The sequence below is a fragment of the Variovorax sp. V35 genome, assembly GCF_041154465.1.
Classification (GTDB): Bacteria; Pseudomonadota; Gammaproteobacteria; order Burkholderiales; family Burkholderiaceae_C; genus Variovorax; species Variovorax boronicumulans.
Genome location: NZ_AP028666.1, coordinates 1,919,770 through 1,936,657, shown reverse-complemented (window position 1 = coordinate 1,936,657; position 16,888 = coordinate 1,919,770). Strand labels below are relative to the sequence as shown.

At 68.2% G+C, this 16,888-nt stretch carries 19 protein-coding genes; all 19 read right to left on the bottom strand.

The features are described from left to right. Positions 1-20 precede the first annotated feature (20 nt). The 19 genes from cheZ to fliE all read right to left on the bottom strand — a co-directional run bounded on the left by cheZ (position 21) and on the right by fliE (position 16,738). Positions 21-665: a protein phosphatase CheZ gene (cheZ, locus tag ACAM42_RS08980; protein WP_062469395.1), complete on the bottom strand. Its 645-nt coding sequence runs from the start codon at positions 663-665 to the stop codon at positions 21-23. After that, complete coding sequence (cheY, locus tag ACAM42_RS08975; RefSeq protein ID WP_056582361.1) at positions 662-1,054, bottom strand: chemotaxis response regulator CheY; 393 nt, start codon at positions 1,052-1,054, stop codon at positions 662-664. Before cheY ends, cheZ begins: the two co-directional genes overlap by 4 nt. A gap of 37 nt (positions 1,055-1,091) precedes the next feature. Next, on the bottom strand, positions 1,092-2,120 hold the full coding sequence (locus ACAM42_RS08970; protein ID WP_070061656.1) for a chemotaxis response regulator protein-glutamate methylesterase: 1,029 nt from the start codon (positions 2,118-2,120) through the stop codon (positions 1,092-1,094). A gap of 65 nt (positions 2,121-2,185) precedes the next feature. Then, positions 2,186-2,779 (bottom strand): chemoreceptor glutamine deamidase CheD, encoded by a 594-nt coding sequence (gene cheD / locus ACAM42_RS08965; protein WP_369631777.1) that lies wholly within the window; start codon positions 2,777-2,779, stop codon positions 2,186-2,188. After that, positions 2,776-3,603, bottom strand: a complete 828-nt coding sequence (locus tag ACAM42_RS08960; protein WP_369632747.1) for a CheR family methyltransferase — start codon at positions 3,601-3,603, stop codon at positions 2,776-2,778. The genes cheD and ACAM42_RS08960 overlap by 4 nt, the downstream gene beginning before the upstream one ends. A 91-nt stretch (positions 3,604-3,694) precedes the next feature. Next, complete coding sequence (locus ACAM42_RS08955; RefSeq protein ID WP_369631776.1) at positions 3,695-4,981, bottom strand: EAL and HDOD domain-containing protein; 1,287 nt, start codon at positions 4,979-4,981, stop codon at positions 3,695-3,697. Between the two features lie 22 nt (positions 4,982-5,003). Then, positions 5,004-7,028 (bottom strand): chemotaxis protein CheA, encoded by a 2,025-nt coding sequence (gene cheA / locus ACAM42_RS08950; protein ID WP_369631775.1) that lies wholly within the window; start codon positions 7,026-7,028, stop codon positions 5,004-5,006. 52 nt (positions 7,029-7,080) lie between these two features. Continuing rightward, the gene (gene motB, locus ACAM42_RS08945; protein ID WP_139700362.1) at positions 7,081-7,989 is read right to left on the bottom strand and encodes a flagellar motor protein MotB; all 909 of its coding nucleotides are present in this window, start codon (positions 7,987-7,989) and stop codon (positions 7,081-7,083) included. A gap of 13 nt (positions 7,990-8,002) precedes the next feature. After that, complete coding sequence (motA, locus tag ACAM42_RS08940; RefSeq protein ID WP_062469374.1) at positions 8,003-8,863, bottom strand: flagellar motor stator protein MotA; 861 nt, start codon at positions 8,861-8,863, stop codon at positions 8,003-8,005. Positions 8,864-8,925: 62 nt separating this feature from the next. Further along, on the bottom strand, positions 8,926-9,516 hold the full coding sequence (flhC, locus tag ACAM42_RS08935; RefSeq protein WP_062469371.1) for a flagellar transcriptional regulator FlhC: 591 nt from the start codon (positions 9,514-9,516) through the stop codon (positions 8,926-8,928). Continuing rightward, positions 9,513-9,893: a flagellar transcriptional regulator FlhD gene (gene flhD, locus ACAM42_RS08930; protein WP_062469368.1), complete on the bottom strand. Its 381-nt coding sequence runs from the start codon at positions 9,891-9,893 to the stop codon at positions 9,513-9,515. Before flhD ends, flhC begins: the two co-directional genes overlap by 4 nt. A 338-nt stretch (positions 9,894-10,231) precedes the next feature. After that, positions 10,232-10,516, bottom strand: coding sequence for an EscU/YscU/HrcU family type III secretion system export apparatus switch protein (locus tag ACAM42_RS08925; protein ID WP_369631774.1), 285 nt, complete (start codon positions 10,514-10,516; stop codon positions 10,232-10,234). Further along, complete coding sequence (locus ACAM42_RS08920; protein ID WP_369632746.1) at positions 10,513-11,742, bottom strand: flagellar hook-length control protein FliK; 1,230 nt, start codon at positions 11,740-11,742, stop codon at positions 10,513-10,515. The genes ACAM42_RS08925 and ACAM42_RS08920 overlap by 4 nt, the downstream gene beginning before the upstream one ends. Before the next feature lie 31 nt (positions 11,743-11,773). Beyond that, positions 11,774-12,139, bottom strand: coding sequence for a flagellar protein FliT (locus tag ACAM42_RS08915; RefSeq protein WP_223301366.1), 366 nt, complete (start codon positions 12,137-12,139; stop codon positions 11,774-11,776). Further along, on the bottom strand, positions 12,139-12,558 hold the full coding sequence (fliS, locus tag ACAM42_RS08910) for a flagellar export chaperone FliS (RefSeq protein WP_070061560.1): 420 nt from the start codon (positions 12,556-12,558) through the stop codon (positions 12,139-12,141). Before fliS ends, ACAM42_RS08915 begins: the two co-directional genes overlap by 1 nt. A gap of 14 nt (positions 12,559-12,572) precedes the next feature. Next, on the bottom strand, positions 12,573-14,021 hold the full coding sequence (gene fliD / locus ACAM42_RS08905; protein WP_369631773.1) for a flagellar filament capping protein FliD: 1,449 nt from the start codon (positions 14,019-14,021) through the stop codon (positions 12,573-12,575). A 54-nt stretch (positions 14,022-14,075) separates the two neighbouring features. After that, on the bottom strand, positions 14,076-14,444 hold the full coding sequence (locus ACAM42_RS08900) for a flagellar protein FlaG (RefSeq protein WP_369631772.1): 369 nt from the start codon (positions 14,442-14,444) through the stop codon (positions 14,076-14,078). Between the two features lie 163 nt (positions 14,445-14,607). Next, positions 14,608-16,254 (bottom strand): FliC/FljB family flagellin, encoded by a 1,647-nt coding sequence (locus tag ACAM42_RS08895; RefSeq protein WP_369631771.1) that lies wholly within the window; start codon positions 16,252-16,254, stop codon positions 14,608-14,610. Between the two features lie 166 nt (positions 16,255-16,420). Continuing rightward, entirely contained in the window at positions 16,421-16,738 is a 318-nt protein-coding gene (gene fliE / locus ACAM42_RS08890; RefSeq protein ID WP_369631770.1) for a flagellar hook-basal body complex protein FliE, read from the bottom strand. Between the last annotated feature and the right edge of the window lie 150 nt (positions 16,739-16,888).

Here is a 16,888-nt window from a genome sequence, read left to right as displayed (position 1 = left end):
TCAAGCAGGCTGCAAGCGGCTCAGAAGCCGAGGCTTTCGAGCAGGTCGTCGACCTGCGCCTGGTCGGTCACGGCGTCGGGGTTGCCGGGCTTGACCTGCGGCCCGTTCTGCAGGCTCTGCACGGCCTCGTGGCGCTTCTCGGGCGGCGAGTTGTCGATCAGCACCTGCAGCAGCTGCGTCTCGACGTCGTTGACGACTTCCATCATCTTCTTGATGACCTGGCCCGTGAGGTCCTGGAAGTCCTGCGCCATCAGGATCTCCATGAGCTGCGTGTTGATGGCGCTGGCGCGCTGGGGCACGTCGTTCAGGTAGCCGCGCGTGTCCAGCACGAGCTCGCGCGCCTGGTCGAGTTCGATCGGGTTCTCGAACCACTGGTCCCAGCGCTGCGTCAGGGCCTTGGCGTCGGTGGCCAGCGCCTCCTGCAGCGGCTGCGCCACGTCGATGGCGTTGAGCGCGCGGTGCGCCGCGCGCTCGGTGGTGGCCGCCACGTAGTTGAGGCGATCGCGCGCATCGGGAATGGCCTGCGCGGCCTTGGCCACCTGCTTGTCCAGGCCCAGCTCGCGAAGGCCTTCGCGCAGCTGGCGCGTGAGGTGGCCGATGCGGCCCAGCAGTTCCTCGGTGGTGTTGTTGGTGGCGTCTGCCGCGCCGGCGGTGTCCTGGCTCATGCCTTGGCCAGCTTCTCGAAGATCTTGGTGATCTTCTCTTCCAGCGTCGCCGCGGTGAAAGGCTTCACCACGTAGCCGTTGGCGCCGGCCTGCGCGGCCGCGACGATGTTCTCCTTCTTGGCCTCGGCCGTGACCATCAGCACCGGCAGCGTCTTCAGCTCGGGGTCGGCGCGAATGGTCTGCAGCATGGTCAGGCCGTCCATGTTGGGCATGTTCCAGTCGGAGACCACGAAGCCGAAGCTGCCGCCGCGCAGCTTCTCCAGGCCGGCCACGCCGTCCTCGGCCTCGTCGACGTTGAGGAACTCCAGCTCCTTCAACAGGTTGCGCACGATGCGCCGCATGGTCGGGAAGTCATCCACCACCAGGATCTTGATGCTCTTGTCGATCACGATTTTTTCCAGCTCCACAGGTCGTTGTTCAAACTCGTCATACCCGGTTCGCACGTTCACCGAACGTGCGAAGGTGCGCCATCACGCGGCGACTGATCTCGTTCAGCGGCGACACCTCGTCCACCGCGCCCAGCGCCACCGCCTCGCGCGGCATGCCGAAGACCACGCAGCTGGCCTCGTCCTGCGCCAGCGTGTGCGCGCCCGCGCGCCGCATGCGCAGCAGGCCCTCGGCGCCGTCCTTGCCCATGCCGGTGAGGATGATCCCGATGGCGTTCTTGCCCGCGTGCTTGGCCGCCGAATCGAACAGCACGTCGATCGATGGCCGGTGGCGGTTCACGGGCGGCTCCTGGTCCAGGTGCGCCACGTAGTTGGCGCCGCTGCGCGCCAGCGACAGGTGAAAGCCGCCCGGCGCGATGTAGGCATGGCCCGGCAGCACGCGCTCGCCCTGCTCCGCCTCCTTCACGCGGATGCGGCACAGGCCGTCCAGGCGCTGCGCGAAGGAGCGCGTGAAGCCGGCCGGCATGTGCTGCGCGATGAGCACCGCGGGCGCATCGGGCGGCAGCGGCTGCAGCACCTCGCGGATGGCCTCGGTGCCGCCGGTGGAGGCGCCGATGATGAGCAGCTTCTCGGTGCTCAGCAGCGGGCTGCGCAGCAGCGCCTCGGGCGCCGCCTCGTGGGCGGGCCGCGCCGCCGTGGCCGCTGGGCGCGCGGGCAGCAGCCGCGCACTGGCGGCCGTGCGGATCTTGCCGGCGATGAGCTCGGTGTAGTTGAGCAGGCCGTCGCGCACGCCCAGGCGCGGCTTGGTCACGAAGTCGATGGCGCCCAGCTCCAGCGCGCGCAGCGCGATCTCCGAGCCGCGCTCGGTGAGCGAGGACACCATGACCACCGGCATCGGCCGCAGGCGCATGAGCTTCTCGAGAAACTCCAGCCCGTCCATGCGCGGCATTTCCACGTCGAGCGTGAGCACGTCGGGGTTGGTGACCTTGATGAGGTCGCGGGCCACCAGCGGGTCGGCCGCGGTGCCGACCACGGTCATGTCGCTCTGGCTGTTGATGATCTCGCTCATCACGCTGCGGATCAGCGCCGAATCGTCGACGCAGAGCACCTTGATCTTTTTCTTGCTTGGCAGGCTCACCGGCTTCCTTTGGTTCTGTCGATCTCGTGCGGCGCGGCGGGCGCCGACAGCCGGCGCAGCAGCTCGCCTTCGTCGCGGCGCACCCGCAGCACCTCGGTCTGCGCGCGCAGGCGGCGCACCACGGCCTTGCCGCTCTCGGGCAGGAAGCACACGCGGCGCGCGTGCGGTCCGCGCAGGTCCTGCGCCGCCACTTCGATGCGTTCCGCCTCCAGGTAGCGCAGCACGAAGTCGGCGTTGCGGTCGCCGATGTTGAGCGTGGTCATGCCGGCCAGCACGGCGCCGCCGCCGAACACCTTGGCCTGCAGCCGCTCGCGCCGCGCACCCGCGCGCACCAGTTCGCGCACCAGCACGTCCATGGCGAAGGCGCCGTAGCGCATCGAGCCGCCACCGGGCTCGCCGTCGTCGGGCAGCATGAAGTGGTTCATGCCGGCCACGCCCGCCTGGGCGTCGTGCAGGCAGGCGGCCACGCAGGAGCCGAGCACGGTGCTCAGCACGGTGTGGTCGGTGGTCACGTAGTACTCGGAGGGCAGCAGCTTGACGGCCATGCGCCCGACATCGCGGTCGAAGTAGTGGTGGCTCGCCAGGCTCATGCGGTGCCCGGCGTGCGCGACAGCTCGTACACCGTCTGCCCCAGCGGGCGGAAGGCCGGGTTGACGAGCGAGGCGTTCTCGGAATGCCCGGCGAACAGCAGGCCACCCGGCTTGAGCAGCGGCGCGAAGCGGTCGAGCACCTTCTTCTGCGTCGGCTTGTCGAAATAGATCATCACGTTGCGGCAGAAGATCGCGTCCACCGGCTCCTTCACCGACCAGGCGCTGTCCAGCAGGTTGACGCGCGAGAACTTCACCAGCGTGGCGACCTCGGGGCGCACGCGCACCTTGCCGGCGTTGGTGCCGGTGCCCTTGTTGAAGAAGCGCCGCAGCCGCTCGGGCGACAGGCGCCGCACCTGCTCGGCGGTGAAGATGCCGGTGGCGGCCTTGGCCAGCACCGCGGTGTCGATGTCGCTGGCGATGACGCGGGCCGAGCCCGCGCGCTCGCCCAGCGCTTCCATCAGCGTGATGGCGATCGAGTACGGCTCCTCGCCCGTCGAGGCGGCGGCGCACCACACGGTGACCGGGCCCGGCCGCTTGCGCACATGGTCGGCCAGCGTGGGAAAGTGGTGCGCCTCGCGAAAGAACGAGGTCAGGTTGGTGGTGAGCGCGTTGATGAACAGCTGCCACTCGTCGCCGTCGTGGCGCGCCTCGAGCTGGTCCAGGTACGGCGCGAACGCCGGCAGCTGCAGCTCGCGCAGGCGCCGCGACAGCCGGCTGTACACCATCTGCCGCTTCTGCTCGCCCAGGGCGATGCCGGCGCGGCGATGGATGAGGGTCCGGATTCTGGAAAAGTCGTGGTCGGTAAAGAGGAACTCGGTCGTCACAGCCAGCCTGGAAGCGTGACTTTCAATGGTCACGGAAACCGCCGTTTCCAATCGGCCGATCAGACGCGCAAAAGCCTTGCATTTCCGGGGGTCAGGCGGGTGGCGCGGTCACGGCCGGGCCGGCGTCGAGCGCCCACACCAGCGCCGACAGCTGCGCGGCGTTGACCTGCGCGGCGCTCAGGAAGAGCGCCTCCGACAGGCGCGCGGCGCGGCCGTCGTCGGTCTCGCAGCTTTCGGCCAGCGCCACGAAGGGGCCGTAGACGCCGCTGCGCGAAAGAATCGCCTGCTGCACCGCCTCGGTGAGCTGCACCTTGCGCAGCACGCCTTCCATCGGCACGCCCAGCAGCTGGTCGAGCAGCGAGAACATGCCCGCCACGAACAGGTTGTCGGCCTCGCCGGGCGGCAGCATGCCCTGCCCCATCAGCTCGACAAAGCGGCCACGCAGGATGGCCTTCTTCATCATGAAGGGCGAGCTGACCTTGTTGCTGGTGGCCAGCAGCAGCGACAGCCAGCGGTACAGCGGCGAGTAGCCGAGCATCGCGACCGCATGGCGCAGCGAGTGGATCTCCACCGCCAGCCCGACCGAGGGCGAGTTGATGTAGCGCAGCAGCCGGTAGGTGAGCGCCGCATCGTGCTTGAGCGCGCCCTCGATGGCGCGCACGTCCTCGTTGCGCAGGATCATCTGCATCAGGTGCACGATGAGCTGCGACTCGGGCTGCAGCGCATCGGCGCTGTCGCGCGCCGGCGGCAGGCGCACGGCGCCGTCGACGAACACTTGCACGCCGCGCGCGGCGCAGGCCTCGAACTCGGCCCAGTTCGCCACGCGCGCGGCGATGGGGGCCGGGCCGGCGGGCGACACGTCCGCCAGCAGGGAGGGCAGCACCTCGCGGTGCGTGACGATGGCGCGCAGCTCGTCGTCGTCCGGCAGCGCGACGCCGCCGCACAGCATGAAGCCGAAGCCCTGCTCGCGCAGGAACAGCAGGATGGAGCGCATGTCGGCGTCCATCAGCTCGTCGGCCTTCATGCACAGCACGACATTGCGCGGCGGCAGCGACTGCAGCTCGCTCTGGAACAGCGCATCGACCGTGACGTCGACGAACATCATCTGCCCGCCCAGCAGCCAGCCGTGGCCGCCCGGGTTCAGGTGCAGGCCCAGCGTGTCCATGAGCGCCTTGACGCCGGCCGCCGCACCCGCGTCGGTGCCCTGCCCGGCCGCGCGCCATGCCATGCGGTAGCCGACCACGCGGCGCTTGCCGTCCAGCAGCATGGCGTAGGCCACGTGGCCGTCAGCGCCCACGGCGGGCGTGATGGCGGGCGTCGTGTCGGCTTGCGCGCCGTTGCCGTCGACGCCGGGGCGTCGGAAGAAATCGAACCTCATGCGGCCGTCCCTCGCGTCGGGATCAGGAAGCCAACGCGTCGGTGCGGCGCGCCGCGCCCGCCAGGGCCGCCGCGCTGGCGGCCTGCGCGCGCTGGATGCGCGGCATCGCGCCCACGTCGACGATGAAGGCCACGCTGCCGTCGCCCACGATGGTGGCGGCCGAGATGCCCGGCACCTTGCGGTAGTTGGTCTCCAGGTTCTTCACCACCACCTGGTGCTGGCCGAGCAGCTCGTCGACCAGCAGCGCGAAGCGGCTGTCGTCGGCCTGCACGATTACCAGGATGCCCTGCGTGGGTTGGGTCTGCGCGCCGGCCACGTCGAACACGCGGTGCAGCTCGATGAGCGGCAGGTACTCGCCGCGCACGCGGATCACGTGGCCGTCGGCGGTGATCGAATGCAGGTGCTCGGGCAGCGGCTGCAGCGACTCGATCACGTAGCTCAGCGGCAGGATGTAGGCCTCGCTACCCACGCGCACCGACATGCCGTTGAGGATGGCCAGCGTGAGCGGCAGCACGATGCGCGTGGACGTGCCCTGGCCGCCGCGCGAATGAATCTCGACGTGGCCGCCCATCTCCTGGATGTTGCGCTTGACCACGTCCATGCCCACGCCGCGCCCCGAGATGTCGGTCACCTGCTCGGCCGTCGAAAAGCCGGGCGCGAAGATCAGCTGCCACACCTCTTCGTCAGGCATGGCGTCGTTCACCGGCAGGCCCTGCTGGCGCGCCTTGTCGAGGATGCGTTCGCGGTTCAGGCCCGCGCCGTCGTCGCTCACCTCGATCACGATGTTGCCGCCGTGGTGCTGCGCCGACAGCAGCAGCTGGCCGGTGGCGTCCTTGCCCTTGGCCAGGCGCACCTCGGGGGCCTCGATGCCGTGGTCCAGGCTGTTGCGCACGAGGTGCGTGAGCGGATCGACGATGCGTTCGATGAGCCCCTTGTCGAGCTCGGTCTCCTTGCCGTAGGTGTCCAGGCGCACCTGCTTGCCGAGCTTGGCGCTCACGTCGCGGATCACGCGCGGGAAGCGGCTGAACACGTAGTCCATCGGCATCATGCGGATCGACATCACCGATTCCTGCAGGTCGCGCGCGTTGCGCTCCAGGTGGCCCAGGCCGCTCAGGAAACGCTCGTAGGCCACGGGGTCCAGCACGGTCGCGGCCTGCGTGAGCATCGACTGCGTGATGACGAGTTCGCCCACGAGGTTGATGAGCTGGTCGACCTTCTCGACATCGACGCGGATGGAGCTGGATTCCTTGGCGCTGGCGGGCGCGGCCGCGGCCGGCGCGGGGGCTGGTGCGGCGGGCGGTGGCACCACCGGCTCGGCGATGGCGGCCACGGGCGCGGCCTCCTGCGCCGCTTCTTGCGTCGCCTCGTGCGTGATGTCGATCTGCGACTCGTCGATGACGAAGCAGCACACGGCCACGATGTCGTCGGGGTCGCAGGTGGTGGCCAGCCGCACGGTCAGCTGGTCGTTGCTGCGCGTGCGCGCCAGCACGGTGCCCAGGTTGGCCAGCTCGCCGGCGAGCAGCTCGCATTCGCTGTCGGACAGGCGCGCGAAGCGGACGACCAGCACGCCGTCGCTGCTGCCGCCTTCATCGGCCGGCGCAGCGGCTTGAACGACAGGCGCCGGTGCGGGCGCGGGTGCCGGCACCGGTGCGGCGGCGGCATTGTTCTCCATCGCCAGCTGCTGCAGCACGCCGCAGATGTGGGCGACCCTCTCGGCGTCCGGCTCCTTGCCGGCCTGGTAGGCGGTGAGTTGTTCTTGCAAGGCGTCCTTCGTTTCCAGAAAGGCATCGATCATCGGAGCGCTCAGGTGCAGCTGCCCGTGGCGGGCCCTGTCCAGCAGCGTTTCGAGCACGTGCGTGGTGTGGGTCAAGGCGGTGAAACCGAACGTGGCCGCGCCGCCCTTGATGGAGTGCGCCGCGCGGAAGATGGCGTTGAGCTGCTCGCCGTCGGGCGCCTCGACGTCGAGGTCGAGCAAGAGCTGCTCCATCTCCGCCAGCAGCTCGATGGCTTCGACGAAGAAGGCCTGGGTGAATTGACTGAGGTCCATCTGTGGTGCTCCGGGGCCCGCACTCTTGCGCGAAGCCGCTTCCTTGTTCTTGTTATCCCGCCGTGTGTCCTGCCGCGGTGCGCGCCTGCGCGGCCGGTGGCGGCAGGCCGATGCGCGTGGCGCCGGCGTCGTTGCTGTTCTCGCGCTCGATGCGCTCCTGCGTGCGGTGGTTCAGCAAGATGATGCTGATGCGGCGGTTGATGGGGTTGCGCGGATCGGCGCGGTCCAGGTGCATGCTGTCGGCCAGGCCGATCACGCGCAGCACCTTGTCCTCGGTCATGCCGCCCGTGACCAGCTCGCGGCGCGAGGCGTTGGCGCGGTCGGCCGAGAGCTCCCAGTTGCCGTACGCGCGGTCGTTGGTGTAGACGATGGCGTCGGTGTGGCCCGACAGCGTGAGCTTGTTGGGCAGGCCGTTGAGCACCGGCGCCAGCTCGCGAAGAATGGCGCGCATGTGCGGCACCACGCGCGCGCTGGCCAGCTCGAACATCGGACGGTTCTCGCTGTCCACGATCTGCAGGCGCAGGCCTTCGGTGGTGATGTCGATGAGGATCTGCGAGCGGAACTGCTGGAACACCGGGCTTTTCTCGATCAGCTCGTCGAGCTTCTTCTTCATCTCTGCCAGGCGGCTGGCGTCGGCCGCGTCCTCGCTGTCGGCCTCGGTGTGGCGCACCTCGCCCTCGGCGTGCATCACGTCGGCGCCGCCGCCGGGGATCATGCTGGTGCTCATGCTGCTCTTGTCGCCGCCGGCCAGCGCCACGCGCAGCGGCATGCGAAAGTGCTCGGCAATGCCTTCTCGCTGCTTGGGGCTGGAGATCGACAGCAGCCACATCACGAGGAAGAAGGCCATCATGGCCGTCATGAAGTCGGCGTAGGCGATCTTCCAGCCGCCGCCCGCATGGCCGCCGCCGTGCCCGCCGCCGTGGGCGCGCTTGATGATGATGCGGGGCTTCGCGTCGCTCATGGCCGTTAGAGAATCAGCGTGCCTTGACTTCGCGCACGTGGTCGTCCAGCTCGGTGAACGAGGGGCGCTCGGTCGAGAACAGCACCTTGCGGCCGAACTCCACGGCCAGCTGCGGCGCGTAGCCGTTCAGGCTGGCCAGCAGCGTGACCTTGGCGCACTGGTAGATCTTCATGCCCTCTTCGACCTTCTGCTCGATCAGCGAGGCCAGCGGCGACACGAAGCCGTAGGCCAGCAGCACGCCCAGGAAGGTGCCGACCATGGCGTGCGCGATGAGCGCGCCCATCTCCGACGGCGGCAGGTGGGCCGAGCCCAGCGCATGCACCACGCCCATCACGGCCGCGACGATGCCCAGCGCGGGCAGCGCGTCGCCCACGCGCGAGAGGCTGTGGCCGGGCACGGCGGCCTCGTGGCGGATGGTGTCGATCTCGTGGTCCATGAGGGCCTCGATCTCGTGCGCGTCGGTGTTGCCGCTGATGACCAGGCGCAGGTAGTCGCACAGGAAGACGGTGATGCCCTCGTGCGCCAGGATGGTCGGGTAGCGGCCGAAGATCTCGCTCTGCTGCGGCGCTTCCACGTCGGACTCGAGCTTCATCATGCCCTCCTTGCGGGCCTTGGCGAGCAGCTCGTACAGCAGCGCCAGCAGGTCCATGTAGAGCTGGCGGTTGTGCTTGGAAGAACGCAGCAGGAGCGGCAGCTCCCGGATGGTCGCCTTGATGGTCTTGCCGTTGTTGCCCGCGATGAACGCGCCGAGCGCGGAGCCGCCGATCATGAGCAGCTCCACGGGCTGGAACAGCACGCCGAAATGCCCGCCCATGAGGCCGTAGCCGCCGAAGACGGCGCCGATCACCACCAGATATCCCACCAGTACCAGCACGCGCTTCCCCTATGCCCTGAGGCGTCCAAAACAAAAAACCCGCGCCGGGCGCCGGGGCACTTTCACGAGACGGCGCCGCCGATGTCGAGCACCGGGCCGCCGGCAATGAGGCCGCCGCGGCGCACCGGTTCGAGCTTGGGCTTGCGCGCCTTGCCCGCGCGCGAGGGCGGGCGGCACAGCACGCACACGTAGCCGTGCTTGTGGTCGTGGGCATGCGCCACGAAGTGGCCGCCGCAGCGGCTGCACGGGCTCAGCTGCAGCATGTCGCTGTCGAAGAAACGCACCATGGTCTCGGCGCGCGTGAAGTCGAGCACGACCTCGCTGCCCTGCGACTCGACCTGCTCGGTGTACAGGCGGTAGGCCTTGATGAGCGCGGGCAGCTCGCCCTCGCCGGCCTCGTCGCGCATGAAGCGGTAGATGTTGTAGAACATCGACGAGTGGATGTTGGCCAGCCAGGTCATGTACCAGTCGGTGGAGAACGGCAGCAGGCCCTTGGGCGGCGAGACGCCCTTGAGCTCCTTGTACAGGCGGATCAGGCGTTCGCGGCTGAGCGCGACCACGGCCTCCAGGAACTGCAGGCGCGCACCCAGGCCGATGAGCTCGACCGCGAGCTGCACCTGCCGGACCTCGCCCAGGATGCTCTTGGCAGTCATGCGCTGGCCGAACCTGCTTTGCGCATCTGCGGCTGGGCTTGGGCCTGTGCCTGGCGCGCGCTCATCAGGATCGACATGTGGGCCTGCTGCAGCGCAGGCTCCTTGCCCTCGCCGACCACCGCGAACATGGGCCGGTCGTCCAGGCGGAAGCTGCACAGCAGGAAGTTGGACGCGGCCAGCTTCACGATCTGGCTGAGCGACATGTTCATGAGCAGATCGGCCAGCTCGCGCCCCACGCCGAGGCGGAACATGGCTTCCGCCCGGTCCCGCTTCACGAGCTTCTGCGCGAGCAGCATGTAGGCCAGATTGATCTCGCCGATTTCCTTCGAAATCACGCCGCCTGCGTTGACATTGCAATTTTCCACGTCTACTTCCATTTCCGATTCCATGTCGACTCCGCACGTCCATCCAACATGTATACATTATATACACACTTATTTACACTTCGAAGACAAAGTAGACCAAAAAGTAAAATGGTTTTGACGCGGTTTCCGACGGAAGGCTTCAGGCTTCCCTCTGGGGAAACGGTTTCAGTCCTAGCACCGACGAGCGGTCACATAGCGCAAGCAATTGTTACGAGCGTGCGTATTCCGGCAATTGGCAATCCCCTCGCCAATTGAATTTATAAAGACTATCGAACACCGCCGAGTGTTAATCGGCGGCTTTATTCAGGGTCTTTCAATAGGTCAATGACTTTCCATAGAACAACCGCCAATCAAGGCGCCGCCGCCTCGGCGCCGCCTTCCAGCCGGTGAATCCAGGCCATCACTTCCGCGACCGCCTGGTACAGCTGCGGCGGGATCTGGCGGTCGAGGTCGATCTGCATCAACAGCTTCACGAGGTCGGCCGACGCATGCACATACAGCCCGTGCGCGCGCGCCTCGCGCAGGATCGATTCGGCGACCACGCCGTAGCCCTTGGCGACGACGACGGGGGCCTTGCGCGTGTCCGCATGCGAGAGCACGACGGCGCTGTGGCGGTGGCGAAGCTCATCGGTCATGCCGCCGCCTTCTCCGTGACCTGTAGCTGCTGCAACTGAAGACCGACCGCCTCGAAGCGCTGCGCGAGCCGGCCGGCGTCGCCGCGCAGGCGGGCCACGGTGGCGTGCTCACGCGCCTGCAGCTGCGCCTGCACGGTCGGGCCGCTGAGGCTCAGGCGCAGGTCGACCTCGCCCAGGCGCGGCAGCACGAGCGACACGGTAGTCGACCAGCGGCGCGCGGCTTCTTCTTCGGCGGGTTCGCCTTCGCGTGCGCCGGACCCGGCGGGCTCTTCCTCGATGGTCCACGCCATCGGCACCTCGGGCCAGGCCTGGCCGCTCCAGCGGAAGGCGGCGCTGGCCAGCAGGTCGAGCTGCTGGTGCACGACGGTGACGGCTTGCGGGTGGATCACTTCGGTGCTACGCGGGGCCGGCGTGCTAGCGGTGTCGACTGCAGCGCGTGCGTGTTCTGCGATGCGGGGCGCGGGCATTTCCGGCGCGACCTCAGAGAGGCCGTAGGCCGCCTGCACGCGCGCCGCATCCGGTGCGGGCGCGGCGGTGGTCTCGCTGCGCGCGACTCCACGCGCTGCTTGTGCGATCTCGGCTTCCGACGCGTCGACCTGCGGGGCCTGCACGGGCGCATTCGGCGCGGGCGGCGTCGCAACATCGACCGCAGTCAGCGCCGTCGCCGCAGCCACCACGCCCTGCCCTGCTGCCGCCGTTGTCGTCGTCATCGCCACCATCACCGGACTCGCCCAGCGCGCCTGCGGCTCCCGCGCCATCTGCGCGAGCGTGCGTGTGCCGGCCGCGAACTCGGCGAGGTGCGATTCGTAGAAGAGCCCGCTGTCCGCCACCGTCTGCGCCAGCGTGCCCGCGAGCGCCGCGGTGTTCGTTCCCTGGCGCGCGACGGGCAGCAGCAACGGCACCTCGCCCCGCACCGGCCCCGGCGCGGCCTGCAGGTCGGCCAGCACCGCACCGATCACGCGCGCGGCCAGCGACAGGCGGGTGTCGATGGACGGCGGCGCACCGCCGGCGGGAGGCGCGGCCACCTCGCCACCGGACGCGCCCGAGGGCACCAGCCGGTCCAGCGCCGCGCGCGACGGCAGGCGCACGTCGTTCGCCGTCTTCGGCACGGCCACCGCCGCACCGGGCGCACCGACCGTGGTCTCCGGCCGCAGGCCGAGCAGGTCGAGCGGCGGCGTCAGGCGCGCGGCCCTCAGTGCATCGATCAGTCCGGTGAGTCCCAGCATGGCCACGGTGGTGTCGTCCTGTCGGCGTGCGTCAGTGCGCGAGGCCGTAGGCCTTGCCCAGGTTCTTCTGGTGGTTGAGCGAATCCATGCGGCGGATCAGGTCGTCGAGTTGCGGCTTGATGAGCCCCGACAGCTCGGCCTGCTCGGTGCAGATGCGTTCGAGCAGGCGCAGCACGAGGTCGCGCTGCGCGGGCTCCAGCGACGCCAGCGGCTGGATCGCCTTCAGGCGCTCGACCGACGCCGAGCACCGCGCTTCCAGCTCGGGCAGCTGCCCCCATTCCTTGGCACGGGCCAGCGCCAGCATCGTCGAGATGCACGCGGCCAGCTGCTCGTAGCAATGGACGATCTCGCTGCGCACGGCCATCTGTTCCTGCCCCCAGGTCACGCTCTGCATCATCAGTTGGAGGGCCTGTCGTCGATCTCGCGCCAGGCGGACGCCAGGTGGTCGAGCAGGCGGTCGGCCTCGTCCAGTGCCTGCACGTCGTTGCGCAGGTTGGCCAGCAGCAGGCGCTGCACCACATAGTCGTACAGCGACGAGAGGTTGCCGACGATGTCGCCGCCGGCCTCGCCGGCCGCCTCGGCATCGAGGCTGGCCTTCAGGCCGTTGTCGACGATGTTGATGGCCTTCGAAATCGCCTGCCCCTTGGCGCCGATGTCGCCGGCCGTCATGTGCAGGCGCGCCGCGCCGATGGCGGTCTTCGCGCCGTCGAACAGCATGTGGATCAGTTGCAGCGGCGATGCGCTCATGGCGCGCGTCTCCACGCCGACGCGCGCGTAGACGCCGGCACCGGTGCGGGAGTGGTGAGAGCTGTACATGTCGCTTCCTGTCCTCAGCCCTTGTTGGCGTTCATCGCGTCGAACTGCTGCGCGAGGTATTTCAGCGTGCCGTTCATCTTGTTCATCGCCACGTCCAGCTGCACGAACTGCTTGCGATAGCGCTCCACCGTCGCGTCGGCGCGCTCCTTCATCGCGGTGTACTGGGTGTCCAGCTGCTTGAGCGAGCTCGTCACGCCGTCGGTGGCGACCTTGAGTGCGCCCTTGGTGCCGGTGAGGTCATCGACCAGCGCCGTCAGCTGCTTGCCGTAGCCGGCGGTGCTGCCGGTGCCGCTGGAGAACAGCTTCGCCACGCCCTCCAGGTTGGTGTCGATGGCCTTGTCGAGCTTGTCGTTGTCGATCGCGAGCGTGCCGTCCTTCTGGAACGAGATGCCGATGGACGTGAGCACCTTCAGGTCGTTCGGGCCGCCCACCTGCGGGGCGACCAGCGCCTGGCGGATGCGCGTCTGCAGGTTGCGCAAGGTCGAGTCGCCCACCAGCGGCGCGGCGGCCTTGGCGTCGGTGTCGAAGGCCGTGAGCGACTTCGCGGTGCTCTGCAGCGCGTTGTAGGCCTTCACGAAATCGGTGATGGCCGTCTTCACCGACGTCGTGTTGGCCTTCATCACCAGGCTGAGCTTGCCGGTCTGCACCAGCGTGAGCGTGGTGCCCTGGATGGCGTCGGTCACCGAGTTGCTCGTGCTGGTGACGGCGATGTTGTTGACGGTGAGCTTGGCGTTCTGCGCCGCGGCGGTCTGCTTCAGGTTCTGCGTGCCGGCGGGGTCGTTGCCCAGCAGGTTCTGCAGCGCGGCGTCGCCGTCCACCGAGATGCGCATGGCCGAGGCCTCGCCGGTCTGCGTGGAGGTGAGCACGAGCCGGTTGGGCGTGCCGCTGCCGTCGTTCACGATGGTGGCCGACACGCCCGCGTTGGCCGCGTTGATCGCATCGCGGATGCCGCCCAGCGTGTTGTTGGTCGCATCGATGGTGATCGGCTTGGCCGTGCGCGTCGCGTCCTTGTCGAAGGTGGCGCCGGTGTACTGGCCGGTCGCCGGGTCCAGCGTGCCGCCGGACACCTTGCCGAAGTCGATGGTGATCTTGCCGCTGCCGATCGCGGCGGTGGTGCTGGCCTGGCCCTTCGCGATGACCGACTGTGCCTGCGCGAGCTGCGAGATGTCGATGGCATAGGTGCCGACCGAGCGCGGGTCGGTGCCGCTCGCCGCCAGGATGCCGCTCACGCTGGGCGTGCCGGTGATGGCCTGGAACAGCGCCGGGTCGCCCAGCTTCTTGGCAGCCGCCTGGATGCCGGTGAGCGCGCTTTGCAGCGTGCCGTAGGCCGAGAGCTTGCTGTTGTAGCTGGTCTGCTTGGCCTTCAGGGCCACCAGCGGCTGGTTCTCCGCGGTCTGCAGCTGGGTGAGCAATGCGCCCAGGTCAAGGTTGGCGCCAACGCCGATGCTGCTGATCGATGCCATGTCGGGGGTGTCCTGAAATGCGAATGAAATGAAGAGGTCTGGAGCGGGTCGTGATCAGGCTTGCTGGCTCACCAGAAGCCCGGCCTGCCGGTCCATGACCTTGGCGATGCGAACGACCTCTTCGGTCGGAATCTGGCGAATGACTTCGCCGTTGCTGCGGTCGACCACCTTGACGATGAGCTTGTCGGTGTCGCGGTCGACCTCGAACTGCAGGCTGATCGAGCGGCTTTCCAGCGAGGCGTTGACGGACTTCACCGCCATCTCGATCTGCACCGGTGTCGCCTCCTCGACTTCGGCCTCGGCCTTGCGCAGTGCGGCGGCCTCGGCGGCGGCCGCAGCGGCACCGCCGGTGCGGCCGGCGAGCAGTTGCTGCAGCCAGGGGCTTTCTGTCGCGGCAGAGGCGGCGGGTACGGGCTGGGACATGGTCTGCGTTCTTCTTCTGGAGTTCGTTGTCCTGTGCGGCCTCGCAACGAACGTGGCCGCACAGGACAACGCAGGCGGCTTCGGGTCGCCCCGAAGGCCTGCGAGCAAAAAAGCAAGACACCGGGCGCCGCCCTCGTGAGGGGCGCCCGGCGGTCTTAGCGAATCAACGCAGCAGCGACAGCACGCCTTGCGTGGTCTGGTTCGCCTGGGCCAGCACCGAGGTACCGGCCTGCTGCAGGATCTGCGCGCGCGTCATGTTCGACACTTCCACGGCGTAGTCCGAGTCTTCGATGCGCGAACGCGACGACGACAGGTTGGTGATGGTGGTACCGAGGTTGGCGATCACCGAGTCGAAACGGTTCTGCACCGCACCCAGCGAGGAGCGCAGCTTGTCGACCTTGGACAGGGCGGCGTCCAGGGCCTTGAGCGGGTCGACCGTCGAGGTCTTGCCGCTGCGGGCGTTCAGCGTGAAGGCACCGGCCTTGGCCGAATCGGCGTAGACCGCATTGCCAGCGCCGTCGGTCACTGCGCCGTTGCTGTGCACGCTGTAGGTCGACACGGTGGTGGCGGAGTTGCCGAACGAGCCGTCCGCGCCCACGTAGGCGCCGGTCACCGTGCCGCCAGCAGTGATCGTGACACCTGCCACGCCGCCGATGGTCGATGCCCCCACGGCGATACCAGCACCTGCGGCCAGCTTGTCGTTCAGCGCGGAGGCCGAGATTTCGTCGCCGGTCACGTCGAAGTTGGCTGCAGCGGCAGTGGCCGTGTAGGTCGTGCCGCCCACCTTGATGGTGCCGCCCGTGCCGGTGCCCGACGCCATGCTGGTGGTCAGGCTGGTCAGCGTGGCTGCCGTACCCGTACCGCCCGCATTGTTCTGCGTCAGGTTGCCGGCCGTGTCCACCCACAGCGCGGAGCCGTCGGTTGCCGTGATGGTGCCTGCGCTGTCGATCTTGACGTCCAGCGAGTTGCCGCCGATGGTGACCGTCGCGGTCTTGCTCGCACCCGCTGCGGGCTGGAGCGAAGCGATCGTGGCGGCGTTCGTGCGGCCCGTTTCACCGAAGGTGAAGGCGGACTTCGCAGCGTTGTAGGTGTAGGTGGAGCCACCGGCGACGACCGAGTCGCCCGCCTTGGCGCCCGCCAACAGCTGCGAGCGCGTGGCCAGCGTGTTGGTGGCCGTGACGTCGTACTTCTGCGTGCCGTTGACCGGTGCGCCGTTGGCGACAGCGCCAGCCAGCGTCAGGTCGTCCTTGGTGGCGGCCTTGTTCAGCGTGCCCGTGCCGTTCACGTTGAAGCTTTCCAGACCCAGGGTCTTGGCGCTGATTTCCTGCAGGTCGATGTCGATGGTTTCGCCATCGTTCGCGCCCACTTGCACCGTCAGCTTGCCGGCGTTGGCCGACAGGACCTTCACGCCGTTGAACTGGGTCTGCTCCGACACGCGGTTGATTTCGTCCAGGCGCTGGCCGATTTCCGACTGGATCGAATCCAGGTCGGTGGCCGAGTTGGTGCCGGTGGCGGCTTGCACCGACAGGTCGCGGATGCGCTGCAGGTTGTTGTTGACTTCGGTCAGCGCGCCTTCGGTGGTCTGCGCGATCGAGATGCCGTCGTTGGCGTTGCGCGCGGCTTGCGTCAGGCCCTTGATGTTGGCGGTGAAGCGGTTGGCGATGGCCTGGCCGGCGGCGTCGTCCTTGGCGCTGTTGATGCGCATGCCGGAAGACAGGCGCTCGATGGCCGTGTTCAGGGCCGATTGCGACTTGTTGAGGTTGTTCTGCGTGAGAAGAGAAAGGCTGTTCGTATTGATGACTTGCGCCATGTTCGACTCCTGATTGACAAAAGGTTGTGGACTCCGGCCATCGGCCGTAACGCTGGACCCGCTTCCACGGTGAGACTCAAGCCATCGTTGAAGGGGATATCGGCGGGTGTCCGCAAACCTTTAGGGTCGCAACGAAAAAAGTTCTACGTTGCCGCCCTCTGCCTCGTCATGCCTGCATGCTCATGATTTCCTGGTAGGCCGTCACCAGCCGGTTGCGCACCTGCAGCCCGGTCTGGAACGCCACGTTGGCCTTCTGCAGGTCGACCATCACGTCGTTGAGCGCCACGCCGGGCTTGCCCAGCTCGAAGGATTCGGCCTGCGCATAGGCCTGCTGCTGCGCGCCGCTGATGTTGGCGAGCGAGCGCTGCAGTTCGGCCGCGAAGCCGCCCACGCCGGCTGGCGCAGTCGTCGCGGGCCCCATGCCGCTGGCCAGCGCGGTGGCGCGCATCTGCTGCAGGACGGATTCGATGGCATTGATGGACATGGGGAAAAGTTCACTTCCAGCTGACTTGACACGGAGCGCGCGAGCGCTCCGACCGGCAGGCAGCGTATCAAGGGAAGACCCCCATTCAAACGCGCAACTGAGGGCAAAACCCCCGGCTGTTCGACCGATCGAATTCCACATCGCCTGCTG

Coding starts and splice junctions, on each gene's coding strand:
- cheZ (WP_062469395.1), bottom strand. CDS start 665: ATGAGCCAGGACACCGCCGGCGCGGCAGACGCCACCAACAACACCACC.
- ACAM42_RS08970 (WP_070061656.1), bottom strand. CDS start 2,120: ATGAGCGAGATCATCAACAGCCAGAGCGACATGACCGTGGTCGGCACC.
- cheD (WP_369631777.1), bottom strand. CDS start 2,779: ATGAGCCTGGCGAGCCACCACTACTTCGACCGCGATGTCGGGCGCATG.
- ACAM42_RS08955 (WP_369631776.1), bottom strand. CDS start 4,981: ATGAGGTTCGATTTCTTCCGACGCCCCGGCGTCGACGGCAACGGCGCG.
- cheA (WP_369631775.1), bottom strand. CDS start 7,028: ATGGACCTCAGTCAATTCACCCAGGCCTTCTTCGTCGAAGCCATCGAG.
- motB (WP_139700362.1), bottom strand. CDS start 7,989: ATGAGCGACGCGAAGCCCCGCATCATCATCAAGCGCGCCCACGGCGGC.
- flhC (WP_062469371.1), bottom strand. CDS start 9,516: ATGACTGCCAAGAGCATCCTGGGCGAGGTCCGGCAGGTGCAGCTCGCG.
- flhD (WP_062469368.1), bottom strand. CDS start 9,893: ATGGAAGTAGACGTGGAAAATTGCAATGTCAACGCAGGCGGCGTGATT.
- ACAM42_RS08925 (WP_369631774.1), bottom strand. CDS start 10,516: ATGACCGATGAGCTTCGCCACCGCCACAGCGCCGTCGTGCTCTCGCAT.
- ACAM42_RS08920 (WP_369632746.1), bottom strand. CDS start 11,742: ATGCTGGGACTCACCGGACTGATCGATGCACTGAGGGCCGCGCGCCTG.
- ACAM42_RS08915 (WP_223301366.1), bottom strand. CDS start 12,139: ATGATGCAGAGCGTGACCTGGGGGCAGGAACAGATGGCCGTGCGCAGC.
- fliS (WP_070061560.1), bottom strand. CDS start 12,558: ATGTACAGCTCTCACCACTCCCGCACCGGTGCCGGCGTCTACGCGCGC.
- fliD (WP_369631773.1), bottom strand. CDS start 14,021: ATGGCATCGATCAGCAGCATCGGCGTTGGCGCCAACCTTGACCTGGGC.
- ACAM42_RS08900 (WP_369631772.1), bottom strand. CDS start 14,444: ATGTCCCAGCCCGTACCCGCCGCCTCTGCCGCGACAGAAAGCCCCTGG.
- ACAM42_RS08895 (WP_369631771.1), bottom strand. CDS start 16,254: ATGGCGCAAGTCATCAATACGAACAGCCTTTCTCTTCTCACGCAGAAC.
- fliE (WP_369631770.1), bottom strand. CDS start 16,738: ATGTCCATCAATGCCATCGAATCCGTCCTGCAGCAGATGCGCGCCACC.